Below are 26055 nucleotides of genomic sequence, written 5' to 3'. Positions count from 1 at the left end.
ATCGTTGTTCTTCAACGTCATAGTAGAGCGCGACGTAACGTCGCAGAGGGTTCCGTCATAATATCGTTAACGTCCTCATAGTTTCTTAAGGTATGCGAAGCAGCCCGTGCCCGCAGACTCGAAAACGCCCGCCGCGCAGCGCAAGAGAACCGCTAGCGATTGCCCTTCGAGCGCTTCTCCAAAAAGCGCATGATGGGGTCGCGCAAAACAATGCCCAGCACGGCGATGGCACCGGCCACCACGAATATGATGGCGCTCTCCATGAAGCGCCCGTCCACCAGGCCGTCAGCCGCATACGTAGACACGATGATTCCGGGAATGCGCCCTATATTCGAAAGAATGAGAAACGTGCGCATGCGCATATCCGTCAGCGGCACCAAGTACGTGAACACGTCTTTGGGCAGGCCGGGAATCAGGAACAAGATGAACACGACGATGTTCAATTTGCCGGTCAACTCGAACCTGCGGAACTTATCCAAATACTGCGTGGGCACCATGCTTTGCACGAACGGCGCGCCCAGCTTGTGTACGAGCGAGAAAATGAAAGCGCTCGATATGACGCAACCCGTCAGGATGATCAGCCCGCCGATCCAAGGGCCGTACAGCATGCCAGCCGCAATCTGAACAACCTCGCCGGGGATGAACGCCACCACGATTTGAAGAAACTGAAGCCCTAGCAGAATAAGGAATCCAACCGGACCCGCGCCGCGCACGTCGTTTATGATGCGATCGATGCCGCCGGGTTCGAACACGTCGTGAACGTACGGCCACAGAAGCACGCAGATCAAAACCATGATCGCGAAGAACCCGATCAGGCCAACGAACTTGAAGATGTCGCCCTTCTCCATTTTATGGCCGCGCACAGTAACTTCCTGCTCGGCCTTCTCATGCAGCTCCTGCTTGCGCTCAGCCGCTTTCTGCTTCAGCTTTCCCGTATCAAACCGAGAGTCGTGATCTTCTGTATGATTGCCCATTTAATCCTCGTGACGTGCTTTGTCGAATTCATCCTTGAACTCCGCGAACATGTTCTTCTTGGGCGCGGGCTTCTTCGTAGGCTGCTTGGCCGGCTGCTTTTCGGCAACTGACGGAGAGGGGCTTGCCGTCTTTTCGATAGCGTTCTCTTGCTTGCTCGGCTTCGGGCCGCGCGCCTTGTCGTACTCATCCTTGAAATCGGAGAACATCGTCTTGGATTTCGCAATTTGCTTCCCGGTGGCGTAGGCGCCCTTGTTCACGGCTTCGCCCGTTTTCTTAGCCGCCTCGGAAGCAACCGGCTTCACCTTGTCGACGGTCGTATGAACCTTGCCCATCGCAACAGCCGTAGCCTGGCCCGCCTTTTCGGCAACTCCGCCCTCAGCTGCAAGATCTTTCACCTCGTCGGAAACCATGATGGCCCCCAGCACGACGTCGTCGGAAGCCACGCCTTCCTGCCCAACCTGCGCAAGGGCCGCTCCCATGCCGCGGCGAAAGCCTTTGATAAGGTCCGCCGAAACAGTGCGCTTGCCCAAGAGCGCGTTTGCAGTAGCGCCGGAATCGGTATCGAACGAAACAACCTCTCCCGTAATGCGGTTGAACGTGACGTTGCCCACCGTTCCGAACGCGTCGCCGCTTTCAGTCATCACGGGCAGGCCGATCCAGAGCACACATTCGTCCCAGTCGACGCCAAGTGCCTTGCAAGCAGCGCGATCCGTCGCCTCAGGGACGTTGCGAATGGAAATACGCCCATCCACCAGGTCGTATCCCTCTATGGACACGAACTTGTCCTTCCGTCGGAACATCCATAGAAGGTCGGGGCGCTTCACGATGAAGCCGACGCAGCGCTTTTCCTTCGGGTGAAACACGAAACGACGCACTTTGCCAATGCGCTTCGTGCCGTTCTTCCCGCCAATGACGCGAACCCCCGTGAGTTCGTCGGTCGTGATAAGTTTGCTTGCCATAACCTTCTTCTCCGCAACGATCGGGCGCACGGTGCGGCTTCTCCTCCGCAGTCCCGGCGCCTTCGCTACCATCTATATGTAAAAAGCGGTGCGCGGCGCGACCGTTTCCGACCGCTTGATCCGCGCAACCGCTTCACCTCGCCTATATCTCGCGTCGCTTTATTCGCCGGCGACCTTGTCGGCAGCCTCCTGCGCCTTGTCAGCAGCGGCATCAACGGCCTCTTCTGCGGCGTCCTGTGCAGCGTCGACCACGTCATGGGCGGTATCCGCTGCAACCGGAATAGTCTCGGCGGCAGTTGCCTGAGCCTCTTCCGCGTTCTTTGCTACCTGGGATGCAATGCGCTGACGAGCAGCTTCGATCTTGTCGCGAAGCTCGTCGTTTTTCTGAGAGAACGCGGGCTTGATGTTGTCGGCAGCCTCCTGCACGCGAGCGCTGGCCTGGCCGTACAGCTCCTGGCTTTTCGCCTGCGCGTCCTGAGCGAACTGCTGGCCCTTGCTGGCAACATCCTGGTACACGTGCTGAACGTTGCCGGCAGCCTGGGTGCCGAACTCCTGAGCCTCGCCCCATGCGGCGTTCACCTTATCGGTCACAAGAGCACGCGTCTCCTGGCCCGAACGGGGAGCGTACAGCAGCGCGATCACAGCGCCAGCGAGTCCGCCAGCGAGAAAAACTCCGAATTTGTTGCCCATAACGGCCTCCTTTTGGACGTTTGTCTGTGCAACTATTATAGGCGCACCCTTACCCGCCCGGATAGGAAAACATCAGCGCTCTATTATTCGGTTGCCGGTTTGTTGAGTGGCGAAGGCGGATGCAGCAAAAGAACAGGCTGGCGAAACGAAAAAGGGAAGTCGCCCGGACTCCCCTTTTGGCTGAACTGTAGAAAACGCTCCGTCGTCTTGCTTGCCTACCCTGTTCCGCGCTATCGAGCAAGCGCGTTGTTGACCAGCTCGTCAAGCACGGCCGGAAGCGAAAGCCCTGCTGCGGCGCACGCGGCGGGGAACAAGGACGACTCCGCCATGCCCGGAGACACATTCACTTCGAATACGCGCGCCTGAGCACCGTCCCAGATGAGGTCGATGCGGGCAAGGTCGCGCACGTTGTAGGCCCGATACACCTCGAGGGCCGCACGCTCTATTTCCGCACGAATGGCGTGAGCCTCCGCCTCGTCCTGCGAAAGAGAGGCAGGGCGCACAGGCGCGAAATACTCGACCGCGCCGGGAGTCATGCGAGCTTCGGTGTCGAACATGCCGCTCTTCGCAACGATCTCGACCGGCGGCAAGGCGTACGCGTCCCAGCCGTTGCCCAGCACGGACACGGCCATCTCGACGCCTTCGACCCACTGTTCGATGACCACGGCTTCGTCAAACGACAGCGCGTCCAAGATAGCCTCGCCCAGCTGATCCACCGAATCCACGCGATGCACGCCCATGGCGGACCCGCCGTGAGCAGGCTTGACCGCCACGGGATAGCCGCCGATCACGCGGTCTTCCACCAGGTCGAGCGCCGTTGCAGCGCCCATACTTTTGAATGCGTCGCGAGCGATGTAAAGACCCTGCGGCCACGAAGCAACCGGAGCATCGCCGGTGATGGCGCGATACGTGGCCATCTCCGAATGCAGCGAGTCCTTGTTCCAGGTGCGCTGGCACACGCTAGCCGGGGAGCCCACGAAGGGAATGCCCACGAATTCGAGCAAGCTTTGAATGGTACCGTCCTCGCCGTGCTTTCCGTGCAGCGCGCTGTAGCATACGTCGGGGCGCTCGCTTCGAAGCGTGGGAACCAGGTCGGACGTGGTGTCCAAAGGAACCACCTTGTGGCCAGCTTCCTCAAGAGCTGCGCACACATGCTTGCCGCTGGCCAGGGAAAACTCGCGCTCGAACGAAGCGCCGCCCATCAAAACTGCTACTTTCAGGCCCATGTTTGCTCCTACAATCGGTTCTCAAAATCACTGGTGCGCCAACGTTGCAAGGGCGTCAGTCCGTCGGCTGGCTGGCAGACGGAGCCTTGATGGCGCCGGCCTCCAGGAATGCACGGTACAGCTCCAAACGATCCTCGATCACGTGAGCCAAGCGGCGAACAGCCTCCGCGATGTTCTCGGGGCTTTCGAAGCTGAAGTTGATGCGCATGGAATTCTTGCCCGCAACCGCGCCCGGGAAGAAGCTGTCTCCCGGCACGTACGTCACGCCCGCTTCCAGCGCCTCGCTCAGCATGATGCCGGTATCGAAGTAATCGGGAAGCGTCACCCACACGAAAAAGCCGCCTTCGGGACGCGTCCACGAGGCCTCCGGCGGGAAATACTCTTCAAGCGCAGACAGCATCGCGTCGCGACGCACATGGTACGTCTGCACGAACTTCTGCAGCGTTTTTTGCCACGGGGTATCGGTGAAGTAATGCTCTACGACCACCTGATCGAACGAGCTTCCGCACAGGTCGGTCCCCTGCTTGACCAGGTTGACTTTCGCCAGCACGTCCCGCGGCGCCACGATCCATCCCGTGCGCAACCCCGGAGCGAACACCTTGGAAATGGTTCCCAGGTACACCACGCGATCATCCATGGCCTTGAGCGGAACCATGTGGCCCCCGTCATAGCGCAAGCGTCCGTACGGGTCGTCCTCGACCACCATGAAACCGTATTCGTCGGCCAATTCCAGCAAACGCTTTCGGCGCGCGGCCGACATGGTCACGCCGCCGGGGTTCTGAAAATTGGGAATGGTGTAGCAGAACTTGAGGCGCGGATTGCCCTTGCCGATACGCTTCAGCTCGGCTTCCAGCAGATCCGTGCGCATGCCTTCTTCGTCGAACGCGATGCAGCGAACGTCCGGCTCGTACGCGCTGAACGCCTGAAGCGCGCCCAGGTACGTGGGGCCTTCGGCCAAGATGATGTCGCCCGGATTGATGAACGCTTTGGAAATGAGGTCAAGAGCCTCTTGCGCACCGGACGTGATCAGGATGTTCTCAGGCTTGGCTCGCACGCCTATATCGCGCATGAGATCGCAGAACACCTGCTTCGTCTCTTTGCGACCATCGGTTGCGCCGTATTGCAAGGCAACGGAGCGCTGGTCATCGCATGCGGCGCGCACGGCCTTCTTGATGGAAGCCTGGGGCAGCAGCGATACATCGGGCATGCCGCCCGACAGGCTGATGACATCGGGGCGCGTAGCAGCCGCGAACAGGTCGCGCACGGCGGACGATCGCATTTTCTTGACGCGATCGGCTATCTTGTCATCAGTTTGGTCAAATGTCAGATGAGCTGTAGTCATGGGGTCAGGGTACCACCGTCTCGTTCAGAAAACGGGCCGCGTCGCGAAAAGCCCGCAAAGCAACCAAATCGTCGGTGAAGCTCACTTCGATCCGCGCTCGGCCCGCGAATTCGTCCGTCCACTCGGTTGTCCCGACAAACACCGGCCCGACGTCGGTCGACGCATTGGACGGCTTCTGGACGGCAGCCGACTGAGCCTGCTCGTCGATGACCAAATGCTCCAGAAGGTGCGGGATCGACGTGCAGTTCATGACGTCCGCGAACGTGTCGCCCGCATCGTTCACGCACGCATGACGCGGAAGGTTCGGGTATGCCCGACACACGCAAGTCATGAGCGCCGGCGAGGTCATACGCGGCGATCCCGGCGCCAGCAGCACGTCGCATACAACGCGGTCGACCCGAACGGTCAAGCGCTCAAGGGAAAGCTTGGGAGCGCGAAAAGAGCCGGAAGACGACAGGGGCGCTGCATCGCGACCGCAGTGAATCCGAGAACTAGACATCGCGCACATCGAACAGCTGCGAAGGGGCAGCGGTTTCAGGATCGACCGGGCTCGAGGTGCCGGTCGAGCTTGCGCCTTCGGCCGAAGGGGCTCCTTCGGCAGCGCCCGTCCCATCGGCGGATGCCGCTCCTTCGGCAGCGCCCGCGTTCGCATCGCCGGATGCACCCTCGCCTCCGTTCGCATCTGCATCCTGGCTCGCAGCAGAGTCTTCGCCCGAAGCAACGGGAGCTCCTTCGCGCGGGGAAGCCGAAGCGTCGCCCGACAAACGATCGAGCACCGTCACGTTTTCGCCTGGCGTCGGACTCTCGGCAGGCTGGTCCTGCAATGAGCGCAACGCCTGATCAAATATCCAACCGATATCGTCGATCAGCGTGGAGAACCACGTGTACTCTTTTCCGTCGGTGATGACCAGCTGGGACCGATCGAGCGAAAAACGATAGCGGCCCTCGCCCTGCATGTTCCCGAAGGTAAACGAGATGGTCTTGGCGCCCGTATCCAAAGTATAGGCGTACGACACATCGGGAGTAAGCTTGATGGTTTGGCCGTCAATAACGACGACCGCCGTAGAGCCGGGCGTGCGCCATTCGCCCTGAAACTCGGCCGCATCGTTGTAACGCAGCCATCGATCCCACGAAAACACGCCAACGATCAGCACCAATACTGCCAAAACAGACAACGCCGCAACCGCCGGCCAGCGAAGCTTGAACGACTTCGTCGTCTTCGCCTTCTTGCGCTGACTCCCAATCTGATCGGAAGCGTCGGCGGGATCGCCTTCGTTCGAAAGCTTGGCGCCCGGCTGGGCATACGCCTGTGCGCCGGACTTGTACACAGGCTTGGGGGCAGATTTGGGGACGCTTTGGGAAGCCGATGCCTGCGCGGGACGGCCGGCTTCCTTGGAAGCCGGTACCGCAGTCCGAGCATCTTGGGCGGGCGCAGGCGTCGACGAAGAGGCTGCGGGATCCGACGTCGGAGCCGACGTCGGAGCAGCTTTCGAAACCGGGGCGGCTTTCGGAGCCGAAACGGATTTCGCGGCGGGCTTGGCAACCGGCTTGCCGGCAGCCTTGACCGAGGGCTTGCCCTTCACGCGCTTCGGCTTGCGCGGTGTAGGGGTTTTGGCCGCCGCATCCTTGCCGGCGGGTTTCTTGGCGGACGGCGTCTTCGGCGCCTGCTCTTTGGCGGATCGATCATCCGCCGCCTCAACTTTTTTCGGCGCAACGCGGCGCGCGGGTTCTTCAACCCGCGCGACCTTGCCGGTATCTCCCGGCTTTTTCTTCGATTCAACGGTGCGCTTGCGTTTCGTTACCACGCTTGCGTTACTCCTCTACAACGCCTGGAAATTGCTATTCCGGCGCAATGACCTCAACGCCGCCCATATAGGGGACCAGCACGTCGGGAACCTTGATGGTGCCGTCGGGCTGCTGATAGTTCTCGATGATGGCGGCCATAGTGCGGCCCACTGCCAAGCCGGAACCGTTCAGCGTGTGCAGGTAGCGCGTACCCTTGAAGTTCTCGGGATCGCGGTACTTGATGTTCGCCCGGCGAGCCTGGAAGTCAACGCAGTTCGAGCAGGAGGATATCTCTTTGTAGCCGTTGTAGCTGGGCAGCCACACCTCAAGGTCGTACGTCTTGGCGGCGGAGAAGCCGATATCGCCCGTGCACAGGCTGATCACGCGATACGGCAGCTCCAGCTTCTGCAGGATGTGCTCGGCATCGGCGACCATGCCCTCAAGCTCGTCGAAGCTTTCCTCGGGCTTCGCGAACTTCACCATTTCCACCTTGCTGAACTGATGCACGCGAATGATTCCGCGCGTATCGCGACCCGCGCTGCCCGCCTCTTCGCGGAAGCACGGCGTGAACGCGCAGTAATGCAAGGGAAGCTGGTCGGCGTCGAGCACTTCGCCCGCATGGATGTTGGTCAGCTGCACCTCGGCCGTGGGGATGAGGTACAGGCCGTTCGTAGTCTTGAACAGGTCCTCTTCAAACTTCGGAAGCTGACCCGTGCCCGTAAGCGTGGTGCCGTTCGCCATAGCCGGGCACCACCATTCCTTGTAACCGCGGCTGGCATGCGTGTCGGCCATGAAGTTGATGAGCGAGCGCTCCAGGCGAGCGCCCAGGCCGCCCAGCAGGTAGAAGCGGCTCTTGGCCAGCTTCACGCCACGCTCGAAGTCGATGATTCCCAGTTCAGGACCAAGGTCCCAGTGCGGCTTCGCCTCGATGCCTTCAGCGGCGAAATCGCGGGGCGTGCCCCAGCGGCGCACCTCGGGGTTGTCGTCTTCGCTCTGGCCTACGGGCGTGGAGTCGGCCGGCATGTTGGGCGTGCGCATCATGAGCTCGCGCAGGTCGGCGTCGGCGGCTTCGCGCTCTTTGCCGATGGAGGCGATCTCTTCGTTGATGGCGCGCACGCGCTCCTTCGCGGCTTCGGCCTCGTCCTTCTGGCCTGCGGCCATCATGGCCCCGATAGATTTGGATGCGGCATTACGCTCGGCCTGCAGCGCTTCTTCCTTCGCGATGGCCGCGCGGCGCGTTTCGTCAAGCTGAGAGAAGCGCGACGCATCCCATGAAGCATTGCGGTTCTTCATCGCTTCAGCGACCGCTTCCTGGTTGTCGCGGACAAACTTGATGTCGAGCATGGTAGCGCTCCTTCTTGGTTGGATACGATAATTGGACCAGTATACCTCACGCCCGGCGCAGCTTGCCGGTCCTTCACGCCGTTGGCATGTTCGGCCCGCCTTCGAGCCCGGATGCCCGATCTCCCAGCCGTGCGCCGAGGGCTTGCGCGACCCGGCCGCATGTCCGTGAGCTTGCGCGACCCGGCCGCATGCCCGCGAGCTTGCACGCCCCGGCCGCATGTCCGCGAGCCGCACACGCCGACGTCCTGGCACGCGCCCGCGAGCTGCCTGCCCGAGCGACCCAGCCGCATGCCCGCGCGACCCGGACGCGCCCGCAAACCGCACGCCCCGACGCGCTGTCAAAATGAGCGAGTTTTGCTGGTCCTCAAACCAGGATAAAAGCCCCTAGCAGCTTTGTGACCTGGTGCGATGCAAAACGCCCTCAAGAAGAGGTCTCCTCGAAGGCGGAAAATCGCCGCAAAACTCGTTCTTTTCGGCAGCGCACCGGGGCGCACGGCACCCGCGGCAGCGCACCGGGGCGCACGGCACCTGCGGCAGCACGCGGAAGCGCGCCGGGGCGCACGGCGGAAAAGCGGACTAGCGGCGCTTGCGCGTGTACTCCACGATGGTAGATAGAACGCGGCGAACCTCGATGGGCTTGGAAAGGTGCGCGTCCATGCCGCTGGCAAGCGACGCGTTCACGTCCTCGGAAAACGCATTCGCCGACATAGCCACAATAGCCACGGTACGCGCGTCCTCGCGATCAAGGGCACGGATGCAACGCGTGGCGTCGTAGCCGTTCATCTTGGGCATCTGCACATCCATGAGCACCACGTCGTAATGCCCCACGTCAGACGCCTCGAACAGGGCACATGCCTCCTCGCCGTCCCGTGCGCGTTCGATGGAAAGACCCTCTGCCGCCAAAAGCTCGCAAGCGATTTCCGCATTCAGATCGTTGTCTTCGGCAATCAGCACGCGCAGCCCTTCGAGCTCGCTGCGCTCGATGGCGCGAGGGGCGGAAAGCGTCGCAAGGGAAAGCGACCCCTCTTCGTCGGGAGCATCGCTGCGAGGGGTCGAAGGCCCGTTAGAGCCACGGTCGCGCGCGTCGTCTTCAAACGACTTGAGCTCAGCCTCGAACGCGATTCGCAAACTCAACGTAACCGTGAATGTCGTGCCCTTCCCTATAGCGGAGTCAACCTCGATCGATCCGCCCATCATGGTTACGACATTCTTGACGATGGACATGCCCAACCCCGTGCCCTGCTCGTGCGAACGGCCCTCCATGACGAACGGCTCGAACATGCGCTCGACGAATTCTTCCGACATGCCGATGCCGTCATCAGACACCACGAACACCACCTGACGATACCCCATGACCGGAGCAGCGGCGGCGTTCGTTTCAAGCTTCACGTGGCCGCCCTCGGGCGTGTACTTGACGGAGTTCGACAAAAGGTTGATCAGGAGCTGCTTCAAACGCACCGTGTCGCCCACGTACACGGCGTCCGCACAAGCAGGCCCGCGCACCGTGAGCTCCTGGCTGCGCTGCTCGCACTGCGGGCGAATAACTTCCTCCACATGATCGAGCAGGTCGGCTAGACGGAAGGGATCGCTGGCAAGGGTCATCTTCCCGTTCTCGATCTTCGAAAGGTCCAGAACGTCGTTGATCAAGCCCAGCAAATGATCCGACGCCGTGCCGATCTTGGCAAGGTTCACGCGCATTTTCTCGGGATCGTCCACGTTGCCGCGCGCAATCTGGAGCATGCCGATAATCACGTTCATAGGCGTGCGAATCTCATGCGACATGCGCGAAAGAAAATCAGATTTTGCCTGGTTGGCGGCTTCTGCAGCATTCATGGCATCCTTCATGGACAGCTGAATCTGCTTGTCGGGCGTGGAGTCCCGCAAAACGATAAGCACCTGCTGCTTGCCCTCGAACACCAGCGGCCGAACCGAATAGGCAACCCAGCGGGCAGAGCCTGTGCGCGTGCTGCGAAACGAGAATTCGCCGTGCTCGAATTCGTCGACCAGCCCTTTTCTGATTCGGCTGAACAAATCGACTCCTTTTTCGGAAAGCCCCATCTCGCTTGCCAAGCGCTCGTTTTTCAGGAAATCGTCCAGCGCGTAGCCGATGATGTCCGCCGATTTCGCCACGATAGGCGTAACCTGGCGATCCTCGGGATGGTACAGGTTAACGGCAAGGTCCACGCTGTCGGAAAGCGCGCGGTACAGCTGGGCCATCATGGCAACGTTTCGCTCGCGCACCCGGCGGCGATACGCGGCGAACACCATGAAGCCCGCCACGATAAGGCACACCATGACAATTCCGAACACCGCCTGGAACGTGGTGGTGACCACCGCCGCTTCGGCGCGCACGTTTTCGACCGGCACCACGCTGCACACGTACCAAGGGCCTTTGCTTACCGGAGCGACGCACACGTACGAGACCTTGCCGTCAACCGGCGCGGTAACCAAACCGCTTGAGCGGTCGTACACGATATTGAACAGGCCCTCCAGGTCGCTTCCCTGCCGAGCCTGAAGCGACAAAAGAGCGTTGTTCAAACTTTCCGGAGATGCAAGAGACAGGGGCTCTTCGTACCGAGAAGCCTCATCCAGAAACTCGTACAGATTGGCCTCGGGAGGCAGAACGGTTTTGGTTTTGTCGGCGGGAGGAACCAGGATCTCGCCCGTGTCGGCCTGGAACAGAATAAAGTAGCCGCGCCCGTCGAACATGTCCAGATGCTCGGGCATGGCGAACAGGCTCAATGGAATCTGCGCATACAGCGCGCCCACCTGCTGGCCGTCGATGTACAGCGGGCGCTGCACCGTGCGCACGCGAACGCCGTCCTGGGTTGTGAAGGTTCCGGAATACGACGGGTCGCCCTGGGACAAGGCCGTTTCAGGCCCTTCGATCTGATCGACGCTGAACGGCGAGCCGTCGCTTTCCACGCCCGTGCCGTCCATGCCCGCGAAGGCGGCGCCCGCCAAGCCCAAGCGCTCCTGCAACGCCGAAAGAGCCGGAAGAAGAGCCTGCGGATCGGACGACTGCACGGTAAACGCGCCGATCGCGTCCTCCATCATGACCGCGCGATCGGACACGTTTCCCGCAGCCTGCTCGGTGAAGGTGACCACTTGCTGCTCGGCGCTTTCGTTGAGCTTCTGATCGATGAACGCGGTCAGGCTGAACACGGCCACGATCACAAGGAGGACGGCCGCAACAGAGACAGCCGTCGCAATTGCGCGGCGCTCTCCCTTCCCCCTGTTCACAGCCGACATGCACACGCCCTTCTTTGATGAGCGAAAAGAATAAAGGAATCTCGGAACCAACCCATATCGGAATCGGTTGGGCATAGTATACTCTAACGCTGGAGTGCAAACCTTCCGCGGCGACAGCGATCGCCACGGGCAGAACAACGAGGTAATCATGGATTTCGGTGCGTTGTACCACTTTCTTTTCGAAACGTACGCCGGCATTGGATGCCTGGTGGGCGCAGGACTTGTCATCAGCCTTATCGCGTGCATCATCATGGAACGCCGTACGCGCAAAACGTTCGTCAACCGGGAACCCGGTGAAGACGATTGGTCGTTTTTCGACGACGATGACGAGGACGAAAGCAAGTAATCCGTCGTTTTCGACCCGTCAACCGATCCGCATAGCTTCACCATAGGCATGAAGGCTCAGTGGCTGCACGCAGCCCGAAGCCCTCTTGTCCGACGGCGAAACTCGAACAGGAAGGTCCATCCATGTCAGAGTCCGATACGTATTTGTACCGTCGCGAAGGCGACTACATTCCTCGCGTTGCCGCCGTGCACGATTTGTGCGGCTACGGCAAATGCTCGCTCGGCGTGGCCATCCCCGTGCTGTCCGCGGCCGGATGCGACGTATGCCCCGTTCCGACGGGGCTGTTTTCATCCCACACGGCTTTTCCGGGTTGGTACATGCACGACACCACCGAAATGCTGGAAGACTACCTGGGCGCCTGGGAAAAGATCGGCGTGGAAATAGATGCCGTGTACTCGGGCTTTCTAGGCGCGCCGGAGCAGGTCGACCGCATTCGGGACCTGTACGCCATGTACCCCAACGCGCTGCGCGTGGTCGATCCCGTCATGGCCGACCACGGCAAGGTTTACCCCACGTACACCCCGGAGCTTTGCGCCGCCATGGCCGAGCTGGCGTGCGGAGCGGACATCCTGACCCCCAACCTGACCGAAGCGGCCATCATCTTGGGCGAAGAGTGGCGCGGCACCGACATTTCGGACGACGAAGCCAAGCGCATGATCGACGCGCTGGTGGCGAAGGGCGCGAAGCACGTTGTGCTGAAAGGCATTCAGCGCGAAGGGGAAACCTGCATACGCAACTTCGTGGGCGGAGCAGACTGCGATACGGTGGAAGTGTGCAACGAGTACCTTCCCTACATGCTGCACGGAACGGGCGACCTGTACGCTTCGTGCCTACTGGCAGCCGTTATGGCTGGTCGCAGCCTGGCCGAAGCAGTTGCGTTCGCCGGCGACTTCGTGCACGACGCCATGATCGTCAGCGCGAAGCAGCCCGAATTCAAAGACCGGGGCGTCAGCTTCGAGCCCCTGTTGGGAAAGGTTTGCGGGCTTCTGTAAAACCAGGGCAGGGCGAGGGGCGCAAGGGGGGCAAGGGTTCATTCACGACCCTGCCCCCTTGTTCTATCCCTGCAACTTTCGAACTATATGACGGGTGCCGATAAAGGCTACACCCACAATCCCGGCAAGCACGAGCATCGACACGCTTGCTGCGTTGCAGCGTGCGGCGGCAAGCGACTCCACAACAACCTTTTCGTCGCCGCCTTCGACACTTGATCGAACGGCAAGCTCCTCGTACGTGGCGTCGTCGCAGAACGAAATCTCTTCCTGGATCATAACGGCCGCAGAACCCACGGCGTCTCCCTCAAGCGCGCTCAATTCAGCAGAAGCGCCAACCTGCATCGTCACGAGCAGTAAAGACCCCATGATCGCCGTCCCGAGCGCCATGCCTACGTTACGCGCCGTGCCCTGAATGCCGCCCGATTGTTGAGCGGCAACGGGATCGACTACCGAAGCCACCGCATTGTTCGCCTGAGAATTGACAACGCCCAGCCCAGCTCCAACCAACGAAGTGGCGAAGAACAGCAGCGGCGTTACGCCGTGCGGCTCAAACGAAAGTGCCATGCTGCACGCACCCGCGATAATCAAGCCGTACCCAACGCGAATGACCAAGCGAGGGCGAGTTTTCTTCACGAGCTTTGGCACCAGCATGGCGCACAAGAGCATGGGGATGCCCGAAAGCAGCGAGAGCAAGCCCGTCTGAAGCGCGCTGAATCCAGCTACAAGCTGCAGGTACGGCGTCACGATGATTCCCTGAGCCCCATGCAAAACAACGGCACCCCCACCGCGAGCAATCCTGCGCGGACGCACGGCGCATCCACGAACGCGCGGGGCAGCAATGCGGCCTTTCCCTGGGACTCTCGTCTGCGCTCGAACAGCACCAAGCAAGTAAGCAGGCACAAACCTGTAGCTATCGCAGGCAGCGTAGGGGCAATCCCTCCAATAGTGAAGGGACATTCCGACAACGGCTCGACGAACCCCCACGAAGACACGCGCGCGATGCCGAACAACAAGAAAGCCAAACCGCTAGCTGCCAGCACAATACCGCCCACATCAATGCTCATGGAAGCATCCGGTTTCGAAAGGTTCGGAAGCAAGCGCGTGCAAACAAGCACGATCGCGAAATAAGCCGCGATCACGCCGAACGTTACGCGGAATCCCGCAGTATCAAGCAGAAGACCAAAAGGGATGGGAACCAAAGCGGAAACAGCCGATGCAGCAGCCACGAATCCGAATGCAGTCGCCCGAGCGCGGCCCTCGTACAATGCGGGAATCAAGCCAAGCACCGACGGCGTGATGAAACTTGCGCCCAAACCGACGATCGAGCGCCCTCCCCAAGTGAACACGCCCATATTCGGAGAAAGCGCTACTACAATCTCTCCCAAGATAGCCAGAACCAAGCCGATGCGCAGCGTCTTGCGCCATCCGACAACCACCCCCACCATGCCTCCAGCGATCATGAACGATCCCGCTATAAGGGAGTAAGCGAGGTTTGCCATCTGCACATCGGCAACGGTCGCCCCAAGCGCGCCAACCAGCTGCTGTACGGCAATGCCAAGCGCAGCGTTGTCGCTTGACGTTCCAATTTGAGCAAGAACGATAACCACAAGAGGAGCTACAAGAAACGGCGCTCCTTCGACCCTATCCGCAGCTCGAACACGAGAGTTATTCCCCAATGCCACGTCAGCACCCCCTGCTATCTGCTGGCTGAACACGTCGCTCAACCCATTGTACCCACGCCTTTTCGCGCCTTCTGTAGAAGAATTACCGCATCTTCGGTAAAATTGATGTGTCGGTGCACCCGCACCCTCGCATCAGCCAGACGGACAGAACACCGAAGAAGGACCGCCATGAACGTGCGTCAAAGCATGCTGCTGAATCACCTGCTGTATCTTGATCACTACACGCCCGTTGAAGAGCTGGCGCGCATCATCGGCTGTTCGGAAAAAACCGTGCGCACCGACGCAAAGGTCGTAAACGAGCACCTTGCACACGCCGGATTCGCTTCGCGCATACGCAGCAAGCGCGGCAACGGCATCCGCATGGCCCTCGCACGCGGCGAGCAAAGTCGTCTTGAAGCCATGGTCGCCGACAACGCCATCGAAATGAGACCTCGCCTGGAGCGGTTTTACCGCGGGATTCTCCTTATAACCTGCTCGCCAAAGGCTTTTACCGTAGACTCCCTTGCGCACAGCCTGTTTACGAACAAGCAGCAACTTCAAATGGACATGAAATGGTGGAGCTTCATGCTGAAGTCGTTTCGATTGTCCATCCGCAAGAAAGACAGGCTCAGCATCGAAGGATCCGAGGTTGCGATACGGTTCTTTATAAAGTACTTTTTCTACAAGCTTGACCGACGCATGATGCAAAACCGCATCGAGCCAACGTTCATGGGGCAAGATGCGCGCTTTTTGCAGACCGTAGCCGATGAGGCCGAGCAGGAAATGGGGCTGCAACTTTCGAAGAACTCACGGCAGCAAACGTCGTTCTACCTCAAAGTAATGTGCGCCCGCTTGAGGCTTGGCCACACGCTCAACGAGTCATCCGAGTTCAAAGCAGCCCATCCCCAACTTGCTCGCAAGCTGAAAACCCGGTTCGAGCGGCACCTGGGAATGCCCGTCAACGACCACGAGATAGCGCTGGCATCCAACCTGTTCTCCTGCGGCACCTGGCAATGGAGCAGGCGAAACATTGAAGAGTACGAGCCAGCCCCTCGCACCATCGAGGCGGTAGAGCGCATTGAAAGAACCTTCGAGCAGCGTTTCGGGCAAGCGCCCGACCACGCGCTGCGCCAACGACTGCTCGTACTGACAGACGGCGCCCTTTTAAGGAAATCCTGCAACCTCTCCATTCCCGGACCCATCGAACACGTAGTGAAATACGACAACATGGACGGCTTTCTGCTGCTATCCGAAGCATTGCACGACGCACCTGAATTGCAAGACTTCAATGTCTTTGGGGCCGACTACACCCGCATCATCATGGCATTGCTCGAATACCTTGACCACGTGCATACCGAGCGCGTGTTCCGCGTGGGCCTTGTGGTGAATGCAGGGGTCGAGCAGGCAGCGTACGGCAAATACCGCATCGAGAAGCTTGCATCCAAAATCAGAATCGTAGACGTAATTACGGAAAACGATGTGGAGCAGTCCCCCGCTGAATCGACAGCGCTATCCAGTCGCTTCGACTTCCTTATATCGTTCGAGCCACTGGATAGCACGTTCCCCACGATCACCGTTTCCGAGGCCATCGACGAGCAGGACATCATGCGCATCATGACATCCATCCCCATGCTCAATAACGACCTTGAAACGCAGCTGCACTGTATAGAGGTCGACGCTGTTACGCAAGCAGACGACATGAGGGAGTTGGCCCATGAGGTGCACCGGGAGCTGGCGGATCGGAAAATTCTCGACATGAAGAACGAGCAGTTTGCAAGATTGTTCGAGGCATCGTTCTTTGCTTCGGGGTCTACCCTGGTTCTTCCTTTGTTCAGCGCCAAAGTGCTCTCGACCTGCGCAGTGTTCTTTCCTGTGGACAACTTCAACTTGATCGGCGCGCTTGTAAAGACGGTGGCGGTACTGTTGGTTTCGGAAAACGATCGCAGCGCCGTATCTTCGTTAACCGAGCAGTTCAAGCGAATACTCACCGAACGCCAAGTTTCCCAAGATGCCTTGACGGCATATTTCCCCGCCTAACCTTCCTGCTACGCAGCGAGCCCGCACGGAATCGTGCGGGCTCCAGGAGGTAAAACGGGCTTTGGGGCAAAACCCGTTTTCGGCATTGCGTGCCGCGCGGAACGAAAGATTACGCGCAGCGGTAAACCGACGTGCCTTCTTTGATGGTTTCGAGAACCTTTATGGAGCGGATGTCCATCGGATCCACCTTGAGCGGATTCGCATCAAGAATGACCAGGTCGGCAAGCTTTCCCACCTCAAGCGTACCCTTGCGGTCTTCTTCACCGTATTGGTACGCACCGTTTATGGTGATAGCTTTCAGCCCATCGAAAACGTCGATTTTCTGGCTTTCATCCAGTTGGACGCCGGCTTTCGTAATGCGATTGACCGCGCACCAGACGGTTTCCAGCATCTTCGGGGGAACAACGGGCACGTCGGTATGGAACGTGAACGGAAGACCCGCGTCCAAAGCGTCGCGCACGGCGCTAATGCGACCACCGCGAGCCTGGCCGAAGTTGTTGAGATGAATGTCGCCCCAATACCAAATATGCGATGTGAAGATGCTGGGGATCATCCCTATTTCAGCCATAGCCTGGTATTGATCTTGGCGAATCGTCTGGCAATGGATCATGACCGGGCGCAGCTTATGCTTGTTCGGGTTCGGCGAATCTTCGAGCGCACGCTTGTACTGGGCGATGAGCTGATCGCCTGCAGCATCGCCGTTGCAGTGGCACAGCACTTGGTGATTGGTGTCGATGCCGCTGCGAATAAACGCATACGCCTCGTCATCGCTCATAGTACCGTACGCCACGTAATCAGTGGCTCCGTCTTCGCCCGGTTCGTAAGGTTGGGTCATCCAAGCCGTACGGCCCTGCGGAGATCCGTCCAAGAACATCTTGATACCGCCCAAGCGGAAATGTCCGATATAATCCTGGCTGTCGAAGTCAGCATTGCGCTCGAGCATGCCCTCGACGCCGTGGCCGTCCATGGGGTAGCCCACGATGTCGAGCTTCATCTTTCCCGCACGGGCGAATGCAGCCAGCATATCCGCGAAATCCGGCTGCGTGGCACCGTCTTGCGCAGTGGTTACGCCGTTCTCAAGATAGTAATCCTGCATCTCATCAAACATCGCCGGGACGTCCAAGTTCATGCGGGGCTGGCACATGGCGTAGAAGTTGAACAGCGTGGCAGGCTCCTCAGCGTAGCCGTTCGGCTCCATGCTGCCCTCGACGCGCCCGTACAGACCCCCCTCGGGATCAGGCGTTTCAGCCGTGACGCCTACCAGTTCGAGCGATCGGGAGTTCGCGACCCCCATGTGACCCGACGCGTGGACGATGAAAATAGGGATCTCGCGAGACGCCCGATCAAGCACGTCCTTCGTCGGATGCTGGCCTTCGACCAGGAAGTTCTGGTCATACCCCGTGCCCATCACCACGCCGTCGGCCGTAATGCCGCGCTTCTCGATAAAGGCGGTCAGCGCGTTCACGATGTCGTCGAACGACGTGCATTCCGATAAGCTTGCCGTGGAGATGTACTGCGTGGTGCCCGTCAAATGGCTATGGGGGTCAATGAATCCCGGGAGCACGGTCTTTCCCTCAAGATCGATTTCCCGAGCATCGCCCGCGCGATTGCGCGCCTCATCTAGGGTGCCCGCAAACGCGATGGTGCCGTCGTCCTCAACCAGCAGCGCCTCGAACGTGGCGTTCGCATCGGTCATGGGAACGAAATCTCCGTTGCAATACAGCGTCTTCATAACGCATGCCCTCCTTACTTCCGTGTATTCCCTGTTTATCGAGCGGTTTCAAGCTCATCGGCCACAAGAGCTGCGGGCCGAGCGGATGTCTCCGCTTCCTCTTCCTTGCGAAGGACCGTGATGAACGGCGTTGTCAGCAAGCCCGCAGCCATGATGATGGCAGCCACGATGAAGGCGGTCTTGGTGGAGTCCACGCGCGCCGTCGCGTTGATGGCAGCCAGGCTCTCGCGCTCCGCATCGCTCATCTCGATGTCGTCGATAGTAGCCAGGAAGCTCTCGTCGCTCATGAGCGTGATGGAACGCTGGGACACAGCCTGGCGAACCTCCGGCGTGATGGTGGGATCGGCCTTCATGGCGGAGTCGATGTTGGACGTAATGCCGAACAGCAGCACGGCGCCCAGCGCGGCAACGCCGATGGCCTGGCCCACGTTGCGCATCGTGGTCTGAATGCCGCCCGACTGCGCTGCGTCGCGGTCATTGAGAGCCAGCGCGACCACGTTGTTCGTATGGGAGCTGGAAATGCCGGCGCCAACGCCCACCAGGAAGAATCCAACGTACATACCAAAACCGACGCCCGCCTCGGAAATCGAGAAGCACATAAGAACAAGCGAGCCAGCCATGACGATGTAGCCAAGCTGCAGCACGCGGCGCGGATTGGCGTTCGGGAACAGCTTCGGAATACCGAGCGAGAGCAGGAAGGTGGGAATGCCCACCATAAGGGACATGGCGCCCATGGTGACAGGAGACCAGCCGGCGACCAGCATCAGATACGGCGCCAGAAGGATGGACTGGATGCCCATGAAGAAGAAGGTCAGAGCCGAAGCGACCAAACCGGCAAGCACCTGCGGCGTCTTGAGGAACACCTGCGGAAGCAGCGCGCTGCCGTTCTTCTTCTCGATGCGCTTCTCCACGAACACGAGTGCGACCAGCATCAACAGGCCAAGCAGCGTCATCGGCAGAGCCGGGGACATGCCGAAAATGGTGAACGGAGCAGCCTCGAAAGGCTCGAACAGGCCCCAAACCGAAATACGGGAAAGGCCAACGAGGAACAGGAACAGGCCGCCTGCAGCAATGCCGGTGCCCACGCCGTCGAACTTCGCGCGCTCGCCACCTTCCTCGATGGCAGGGAGCTTGAAGGAAAGCAGAAACACGACCAGGAAGTAGCAGCCCAGCACCACATACGTAATGCGAAAGCCTGCCATCTCCATGAGTACGCCCAAAAGCAAGGGCAGCACGGCGGCCAAACCGGAAGCGGCGCCGATGCAGCCGTACGCCTGCACGCGGTTTTTACCCTGGTAGATCTTTGGAATCAAGCCGAGCACCGACGGAATCATGAAGCTGGCGCCGAAGCCCACGAGCACGCGGCCGCCCCAGATGAACACGAGCATGTTCGGAGAGAACGCCATGAGGATTTCACCGGCCGCGCAGAGCAACGCGCCCATGCGGAAGTTGCGCTTCCAGCCGATAACGGTTCCCAGCAGGCCGCCGGCGATCATCAGCGCACCGGCCATGAGAGAATAGACCATGTTGGCCAGCTGAATATCGGGAACCGTCGCGCCCAGTTGGTTAACTAGTTCCGTGTTCGCCAGGCTGAGAGCGCTGTTCTCTCCCGACGTGCCCATTTGGGCCATGATGAGAATAATGATGGGAAGGACCAGGAATTTCGAGGCCCCGTCTTTCGCCTGAGCCGCCGAAGCGGCCGGTTTCGCTGCCATGTGCATACCCCCTTGTATAGTGACAGTTCGTTCAACACCATGCATTGTAGGAACGAATAAGGGGGAGATGGCATAGAACAATTACCGTTTCAACGGTAATTGTTCTATGCCATTACAAGCAGGAAGCACGAAGACGCCGCAAAGGAACAAGGGCATCTTCGTGCATCGCTTCGCTACAAGCTGAACTCCAGCGCTTCCAGCACGTACTTCGGCACCATGAAGCGCACGGTCTTTTCCGGGTCGACCATTTGGCAGACCTGCACGTCAGCGACCAGGGACAACAGCATCACCAACTCGTCCTGGGGCGTGCCCGTGCGGTCGTGCAGCAAATCGACCATCTCGTGCACCGCGCGATCCGCGGCGGCGTCAAGCGACTCGGCGGATGCGATGATCCCCAGATGCGTTTCGTTCTCGATGATGGGATCCGTCACGTGCAGATCGGGCAGCGCCGTAAGCGTGACCGTAGCGTAGCCGGCCACTTCCGCGCCCGAAACGCTGATCTCGCCATCGCCCATGGCGGCGTGCATGTCGCCGCAGCCGAACAGCGCGCCCTCCACCGCCACCGGGAAGTACAGCGTGGCTCCCGTGGTAATGGCGGTGTTGTCCATGTTGCCGCCATGGCTCCCCGGCGTTCCGCAGTTCACCGGGTCGCCCGCCGGAGCAACGCCGATAACGCCGATCATGGGATTCAGCGGAATGGACAGCTTGTCGTTCCACACCAGCTCGTCGTTCTTGATGGCGCACAGGCGCGTGCTCCACGCATCGAACCGATCGCCGCACACGCCTTCGTCCTTGCCCGTGCACGAAGCGGTCTGGTCATCCAGCTCGATGTTCTCGATAACCACCTTGAGCGCACCGCCCGGACGAGCGCCCTTCACGAAAACAGGGCCGGTAGCCGGATTGATGGCGTCCCAATCGATTTCGTCAAGCGCGTCATCGGACGTCCGAACTTGATTGCCGAAGCAATCCTTCGTGCGAATACGCACCGTCTCGCCCGATTCTACGGTAAGAGCCGGCTCCAAATCGCGCGCAAACGCGAACAGAACACGCTCGTCTCCCAGTTGCTGCATGGGTTTTCCTTTCCTCGCAGGTTTTCGGCTCGATTATAGTACGAAGCCCGCCCAACAGTACGATAAGCAGGTTATTCTTCCGCCCAATCGTCTTCGTCGTAGTACACGGGGTCGGGCACGAACACGCACGCCGCAAGCGCCAACGCAATGGATATCGCGGTGAACCCCAGATTCCCGAGAGAGGGCATCCACGTAACCTGACCCGATGCAACCCATGCCGCAACGGCGACGCCTCCAAGCAGAAGCGCACCGGCTACGCACGTGCCCAGAACCGCAAACGCGCGCGTCGGCCGCAAGCGAATCGCAGCCAGCGCGCCGGCCGACGCGATCCAACTGCCGGCAACGCACCAAAGCGGAGGCTGCACGAGCAGCGCGCCCATGGCGCCCGCCAGGTCGCTGCGCGCGCCCACGTTCCAGTTCGCAAGCACGTCCCAGCTCAGAAGGTTATGGGACCCGCAGGCGGCCAGCATGACGGCGACCAGCACCGAGAACGCGGCTGTCCCCATAGCCCGCACGGGAGCCAGGCTCAGTCCGGCCGCCAACGGCGCAAGCTGCCCCAAACCGAACGCGCCCGCGAGCGGCACCGCCAAAGCAACGTTCGCTTCGGCGTCCCCCTCGCGCCCAACGAAGTACCACCACGTGGCCGCAGCCGCCAGCAGCACGCACCCTGCCGCCGGAACGCCTTGCACGATGAACATGGCGGCCAGCGCGAAATACCCGAGCAGCGCGCCCAGGTGCGGCCGCAACGCACCCGCAAGCACGATGAGCGCGAAGATACCCCAGAACAGCGGATTCGCGAAACCGCTTGTCTGCGGCATGTTCCAAAGCGCCACGAACGCCAGCAGCGCGCTGCCCGCACCGCCCACCGCATGGGTCGCAATCGCACGATGCAGCGGCGTGAAGCGCTCGCGCAAAGGCACGCGCGGAAGGCAAGGCTCGTCCTCGACAGGTTCTTCATCCTGCTCATCGGCATATCCGACAATAGCTGCAAGCTCGCGAACGCCGCGCTTTGAATCGCCCAGGAACGGCTCAAGTTCCTCTGCGAAATCGGAAATCGTTGCGTAGCGTTCTTCGCGATCGGGGTCGAGCGCATAGAACACCACGTCGTCAATTGCAGGGTCAAGCCCTTCCCAACACAACGACGGCAACACGAGCTCCGCATCCTCGATTGCAAGCTCGGCACGCTTCAAATCGGACGCAAGGAACGGATTTTCTCCTGTGAGCATTTCGTACGCGACCGAAGCCAACGCCCATTCGTCGCAGCGCACGTCCAGGTTTTCCTGCCGCATTTGCTCAAGCGGCATGTAGCCGATGGTGCCGCCTCCAGCCGTGCCGAAACCCGAAGCATCCGCTAGCGTCGCCAAGCCGAAATCGGTCACTTTCACCTGACCTTGATGGTTGATCAGGATGTTGTCGGGCTTGATGTCCAGGTGAAGCACCTGGTTGCTGTGCGCCACCTCAAGCGCATGCGACACCGCCGAGAATACCGCCGCCACAATATCGAGGGTCAAACGGTCGCCATGTCGGCGAAGCAGTTCGCTCAACGACATGCCTTCGACGTATTCCATGATGAGGTACGCCGTAGCGTCCTGCACCTCGAAATCGTACACCGCCACAATGCTCGCATCGGTAAGCATGGCCGCCGTGCGCGCTTCGTCCAAACCCGGGATATGCGCGAGAGAGCGCACGAGCGGAGCTTCCGCCAACAGATCAACCGATGCTCCAGCCTGGGAAAACAGCGCTTCGTCTTCGTCGTCGGAAAACAGGGGGTCGTCAAACGCCGCATCGCGCGAAGCGTCCGGCAACGGCGCTGCGTTCGCGCCCGGAAGAGCGGCCCGGGCAGCGTCGACGTCGTCCAGCTCGATGCACTTGATGGCAACGCGGCGCTGAATGCGCGTGTCCCACGCCACCTGCACGGTGCCGAAGCCACCCGCCCCCGCTTCCGCGATTGGCCGGTATCGATTCAATATGAGTTGCTGGTTGCGCGCCATGGGGGACATTATAGAGCAGATGCGTCCAAAGGGCGCTCAGATGCCGGGGTCACCACGGCACCGCGATGGCAATAACGGCAGAGCGCGGAGGGCGGGCGGTGTGCAGGCGCGGGGCGCGATGGGCGCGGGGCGTGCGAGCTCGGCGGGCGCGAACGCGCCGAGCGAGAGGTGGCTAGAACGCAGCCTCCAAGGGGTCGCTCACCGTAACGTTTTCCTGTCCGCGCTCCAGTTCCGTCAGCTTTTTCAGCAGCGGGTCCTGCGTGCCGTCGAGCATGCGCAGTTGCAGGGTAACGGCATCGTCGTACACCGTATCGAGCACCTTCGCGCCGCAGTCCGTCGCAATGCGCATCAGCTGGTCGTACTTTGCATACGCCGTGCGAATGCGAATGTCCACGCAGCGCGAAACCACCACGAGCTGCGCCGCCTCGACGCCCGCCTGCGTCGCCTGCGTGTAAGCGCGCACCAGGCCGCCCGTTCCCAGCAGCACGCCGCCGAAGTAGCGCGTGACCACCACGATGACGTCGGTAAGACCTGCGTGCTGAACAACCTCGAGGGTGGGAAGGCCGGCCGTCTTCTGCGGCTCGCCATCGTCGGAGTACCGCACGCGGCCCGAAGAGCCTGCGCCGCCTTCGCGCAGCACGTACGCGTACACGTTATGGCGCGCCATGCGGTTCGCCGCGCGGATCTCCTCGAGGAAGGCGAGCGCCTCCTCCTCGGTTTCCACGTGGGCCAAGCTGGCGATGAACCGGCTTTTCTTCTCTTCGATCTCGGCGGTTGCCCGCCCTTCTATGGTGGTGTAGGAAGTCATGGGAAAAGTGTAGCACGGATGGGCGAATCTGCGAGAACTCGCCGAGGGCATCGCGTGAGAACACCGCGATGAAAGCTCCGAACCCGAAGGCAGTAAAGCACCTTCAACATGAATCCCGCCCTTGTCGCACGGAACCGCCCCGTAAAAAACGCCGGCCCGCACATGAGCGCGGGCCGGTGTCAGAATGCGAGGAACGCGAATTCGAGCACTAGTCCTCTTCGGGAACCATGTCGCTCACCGACGCGTTCGTGATCAGAATCAGGGACGCAACGGAAGCCGCAGCCTGCAACGCCGTGCACGTCACCTTGGCGGGATCGGCAATGCCGCGAGAAATCATGTCGCCGTATTCGCCGGTCATGCAATCCAAGCCATGGCCCTGCGGCAGCTCCTTGACCGTCTCGACCGCAACGTCGCCACGGTAGCCCGCGTTCTCGGCAAGCGCGCGCAGCGGCTCTTCGAGCGCCTTGCGCAGGATGTCCACGCCCAGCTGCTCCTCGGGGTTGTCGCACTTCAGATCGTCCAGCACAGCGGCAGCCTGCAGCAGCGCCACGCCGCCGCCAGCGACCAGGCCCTGCTCGGCGGCAGAGCGCGTGGCCAGCAAGGCGTCCTGGATGCGGCTGCGAATCTCGTTCATCTCGGACTCGGTAGCAGCGCCCACTTCCATCACCGCGATGCCGCTGGACAGCTTCGCCAAGCGCTCGCGCAGCACGTCGCGATCGTAGTCGATCTGCGTGCGCTCGATCTCGGCGCGCAGCTGCGCGCAACGCTGCTCGACGTCCTCGGGCTTGCCCTTGCCGCCCAGAATGGTCGTACGGTCCTTGGTGATCTGCACGCTTGCAGCGCGACCGAGCATGCTCTTGCGCGCATCGGAGAGCGACAGGCCGCGATCGGGAGTAATGACCTCGCCGCCGGTAAGAATGGCCAAGTCCTCAAGCTCCGCCTTGCGACGGTCGCCCAAAGCGGGCGCCTTTACCGCAACGCTGATCAGCGTGCCGCGACGACGGTTCATGAGCAGCGCGTTCAGGGCCTCGCCACGCACGTCCTCGGCGGCGATCAGCAGCGGGTGGCCGGACTGCATGACCTCCTCCAGCACGGGCACGATGTCGGCGAAATTGTCGCCCAGGCGCTGATCGGTCAGAAAGATGTAGGGCTCTTTCAGCTCGCCTTCCAAACGGCCCTGATCATCGGCCATGTAAGGGGAGATAAAGCCGTTGTCGAACATCATGCCCTTGAGGATCTTCACCTCGATGCCGAAGTTCTGGGACTTCTCCACAGAGATGATGCCGTCTTTGCCGATAGCGTCCATGGCCTCGGCGATCTTTTCGCCGATGACCCGATCTCCTGCGGAAACCGTTGCGATCTCGGCTATCTGCTCACGCGTGGAAACCTCGACGGCGTCCTTGAGCACCTCCTGCGCCACCGCGTCTGCGGCGCGCTGGATGCCGCGGCGCAACGCCAGCGGATCGGAACCCGAGATAACGCAGCGCACGCCTTCGCTCACAATGGCGTCGGACAGGATGGTTGCCGTCGTGGTGCCGTCGCCCGCATCGTTGTTGGCCGCCACAGCAGCCTCGCGCACGATCTTCATGCCCATGTTCTCGATGGGATCCTCAAGGTCGACGTTGGCCGCCACGGTTGCGCCATCGTTGGAAACGTTCGGCTTCTCGTGCTCCTTCTGCATGGCAACGTAGCGGCCCTTGGGGCCGATCGTCACCCTTACGGCGTCAGCCAGCTTGTTCACGCCAGCGGCCATTTTCGCACGGGTTTCGTTGTCGAAAGCAATGTCTTTGGACATAGTTCGGTTCCCTTCTCATCAGTGTGCGGCGCTTCGCCATCACCGCGCGCACGATAGGCGTCCCGCGCCCTCAAGCGGTTCAACATCGCCGTTTCAGGCGTGCGGGAGCTTGTTAAAGTCACTGTCGAAAAAGTTAGCACTCTTTTGCTTCGAGTGCTAGTCTTTCGGCCTTTTTTCCTCGCGACCAATGCAAAGTGACACCCAGAAATATCCTTCTGCCTAATGCGCCCAAAACCGCGATGTTCTACAATCGAAAGTTGCACGGCTCTTGGGCAGCGTCGTTTTCGCGTGCGCCGCCCAGCGTCGCACCGCACAAACCGCACATTGCAAAGGAG

Annotated in this window: 20 protein-coding genes; 3 read left to right on the top strand and 17 right to left on the bottom strand. The window is 60.6% G+C overall.

Features of this window, described 5'->3' with window-relative positions; genetic code table 11:
• Positions 1-152 precede the first annotated feature (152 nt).
• The 9 genes from ACTQZK_RS05150 to ACTQZK_RS05110 form a co-directional block, all read right to left on the bottom strand.
• The gene (locus ACTQZK_RS05150) at positions 153-974 is read right to left on the bottom strand and encodes a TVP38/TMEM64 family protein (protein WP_114566429.1); all 822 of its coding nucleotides are present in this window, start codon (positions 972-974) and stop codon (positions 153-155) included.
• Positions 975-1934: a PRC-barrel domain protein gene (locus tag ACTQZK_RS05145; protein ID WP_441898730.1), complete on the bottom strand. Its 960-nt coding sequence runs from the start codon at positions 1932-1934 to the stop codon at positions 975-977.
• Positions 1935-2093: 159 nt separating this feature from the next.
• Positions 2094-2624 carry a YtxH domain-containing protein gene (locus ACTQZK_RS05140; protein WP_441898728.1) on the bottom strand — a complete coding sequence of 177 codons (531 nt, stop codon included), beginning with the start codon at positions 2622-2624 and terminating at the stop codon, positions 2094-2096.
• A 230-nt stretch (positions 2625-2854) separates the two neighbouring features.
• On the bottom strand, positions 2855-3850 hold the full coding sequence (locus ACTQZK_RS05135; RefSeq protein ID WP_181792531.1) for a D-alanine--D-alanine ligase family protein: 996 nt from the start codon (positions 3848-3850) through the stop codon (positions 2855-2857).
• A 55-nt stretch (positions 3851-3905) separates the two neighbouring features.
• Positions 3906-5192 (bottom strand): aminotransferase-like domain-containing protein, encoded by a 1287-nt coding sequence (locus ACTQZK_RS05130; RefSeq protein WP_441898726.1) that lies wholly within the window; start codon positions 5190-5192, stop codon positions 3906-3908.
• A 4-nt stretch (positions 5193-5196) separates the two neighbouring features.
• The gene (locus ACTQZK_RS05125) at positions 5197-5691 is read right to left on the bottom strand and encodes a hypothetical protein (RefSeq protein WP_441898724.1); all 495 of its coding nucleotides are present in this window, start codon (positions 5689-5691) and stop codon (positions 5197-5199) included.
• Complete coding sequence (locus ACTQZK_RS05120; RefSeq protein WP_441898722.1) at positions 5684-6997, bottom strand: hypothetical protein; 1314 nt, start codon at positions 6995-6997, stop codon at positions 5684-5686. Before ACTQZK_RS05120 ends, ACTQZK_RS05125 begins: the two co-directional genes overlap by 8 nt.
• A gap of 34 nt (positions 6998-7031) precedes the next feature.
• Positions 7032-8321, bottom strand: coding sequence for a serine--tRNA ligase (gene serS / locus ACTQZK_RS05115; RefSeq protein ID WP_114566426.1), 1290 nt, complete (start codon positions 8319-8321; stop codon positions 7032-7034).
• Between the two features lie 576 nt (positions 8322-8897).
• Positions 8898-11573 (bottom strand): ATP-binding response regulator, encoded by a 2676-nt coding sequence (locus ACTQZK_RS05110; RefSeq protein ID WP_441898720.1) that lies wholly within the window; start codon positions 11571-11573, stop codon positions 8898-8900.
• 148 nt (positions 11574-11721) lie between these two features.
• Here ACTQZK_RS05110 and ACTQZK_RS05105 point away from each other — a divergent pair, with 148 nt between their 5' ends.
• On the top strand, positions 11722-11919 hold the full coding sequence (locus ACTQZK_RS05105) for a DUF6724 family protein (RefSeq protein WP_114566450.1): 198 nt from the start codon (positions 11722-11724) through the stop codon (positions 11917-11919).
• Between the two features lie 122 nt (positions 11920-12041).
• Positions 12042-12911, top strand: a complete 870-nt coding sequence (locus ACTQZK_RS05100) for a bifunctional hydroxymethylpyrimidine kinase/phosphomethylpyrimidine kinase (protein ID WP_441898718.1) — start codon at positions 12042-12044, stop codon at positions 12909-12911.
• 63 nt (positions 12912-12974) lie between these two features.
• Here the strand turns inward: ACTQZK_RS05100 and ACTQZK_RS05095 are convergent, their stop codons facing one another.
• On the bottom strand, positions 12975-13655 hold the full coding sequence (locus ACTQZK_RS05095) for an MFS transporter (protein WP_441898716.1): 681 nt from the start codon (positions 13653-13655) through the stop codon (positions 12975-12977).
• Complete coding sequence (locus tag ACTQZK_RS05090) at positions 13652-14518, bottom strand: MFS transporter (protein WP_441898714.1); 867 nt, start codon at positions 14516-14518, stop codon at positions 13652-13654. The genes ACTQZK_RS05095 and ACTQZK_RS05090 overlap by 4 nt, the downstream gene beginning before the upstream one ends.
• On the opposite strand from ACTQZK_RS05090, the gene ACTQZK_RS05085 reads away from it, so the two are divergent.
• Positions 14498-16609, top strand: a complete 2112-nt coding sequence (locus ACTQZK_RS05085) for a BglG family transcription antiterminator (protein WP_441898712.1) — start codon at positions 14498-14500, stop codon at positions 16607-16609. The genes ACTQZK_RS05090 and ACTQZK_RS05085 overlap by 21 nt on opposite strands.
• Before the next feature lie 109 nt (positions 16610-16718).
• Here the strand turns inward: ACTQZK_RS05085 and ACTQZK_RS05080 are convergent, their stop codons facing one another.
• The 6 genes from ACTQZK_RS05080 to groL form a co-directional block, all read right to left on the bottom strand.
• On the bottom strand, positions 16719-18341 hold the full coding sequence (locus ACTQZK_RS05080) for an amidohydrolase (protein WP_441898710.1): 1623 nt from the start codon (positions 18339-18341) through the stop codon (positions 16719-16721).
• 35 nt (positions 18342-18376) lie between these two features.
• Positions 18377-20056, bottom strand: a complete 1680-nt coding sequence (locus ACTQZK_RS05075) for an MFS transporter (RefSeq protein WP_114566420.1) — start codon at positions 20054-20056, stop codon at positions 18377-18379.
• Between the two features lie 173 nt (positions 20057-20229).
• Positions 20230-21126 carry an acetamidase/formamidase family protein gene (locus tag ACTQZK_RS05070; RefSeq protein WP_114566419.1) on the bottom strand — a complete coding sequence of 299 codons (897 nt, stop codon included), beginning with the start codon at positions 21124-21126 and terminating at the stop codon, positions 20230-20232.
• Between the two features lie 71 nt (positions 21127-21197).
• Positions 21198-23093: a protein kinase domain-containing protein gene (locus tag ACTQZK_RS05065; RefSeq protein WP_441898708.1), complete on the bottom strand. Its 1896-nt coding sequence runs from the start codon at positions 23091-23093 to the stop codon at positions 21198-21200.
• A gap of 196 nt (positions 23094-23289) precedes the next feature.
• Positions 23290-23925, bottom strand: a complete 636-nt coding sequence (locus ACTQZK_RS05060; RefSeq protein ID WP_216529838.1) for an IMPACT family protein — start codon at positions 23923-23925, stop codon at positions 23290-23292.
• A gap of 208 nt (positions 23926-24133) precedes the next feature.
• Complete coding sequence (gene groL / locus ACTQZK_RS05055; RefSeq protein WP_225749703.1) at positions 24134-25720, bottom strand: chaperonin GroEL; 1587 nt, start codon at positions 25718-25720, stop codon at positions 24134-24136.
• Positions 25721-26055: the final 335 nt, after the last annotated feature.

The organism is Paraeggerthella sp. LCP19S3_G8 (genome assembly GCF_052119225.1).
In the GTDB taxonomy this organism is placed as follows: Bacteria; Actinomycetota; Coriobacteriia; order Coriobacteriales; family Eggerthellaceae; genus Paraeggerthella; species Paraeggerthella hominis.
The sequence above is the reverse complement of the archived record's forward strand: the minus strand, read 5'-3'. Positions and strand labels throughout refer to the sequence as shown.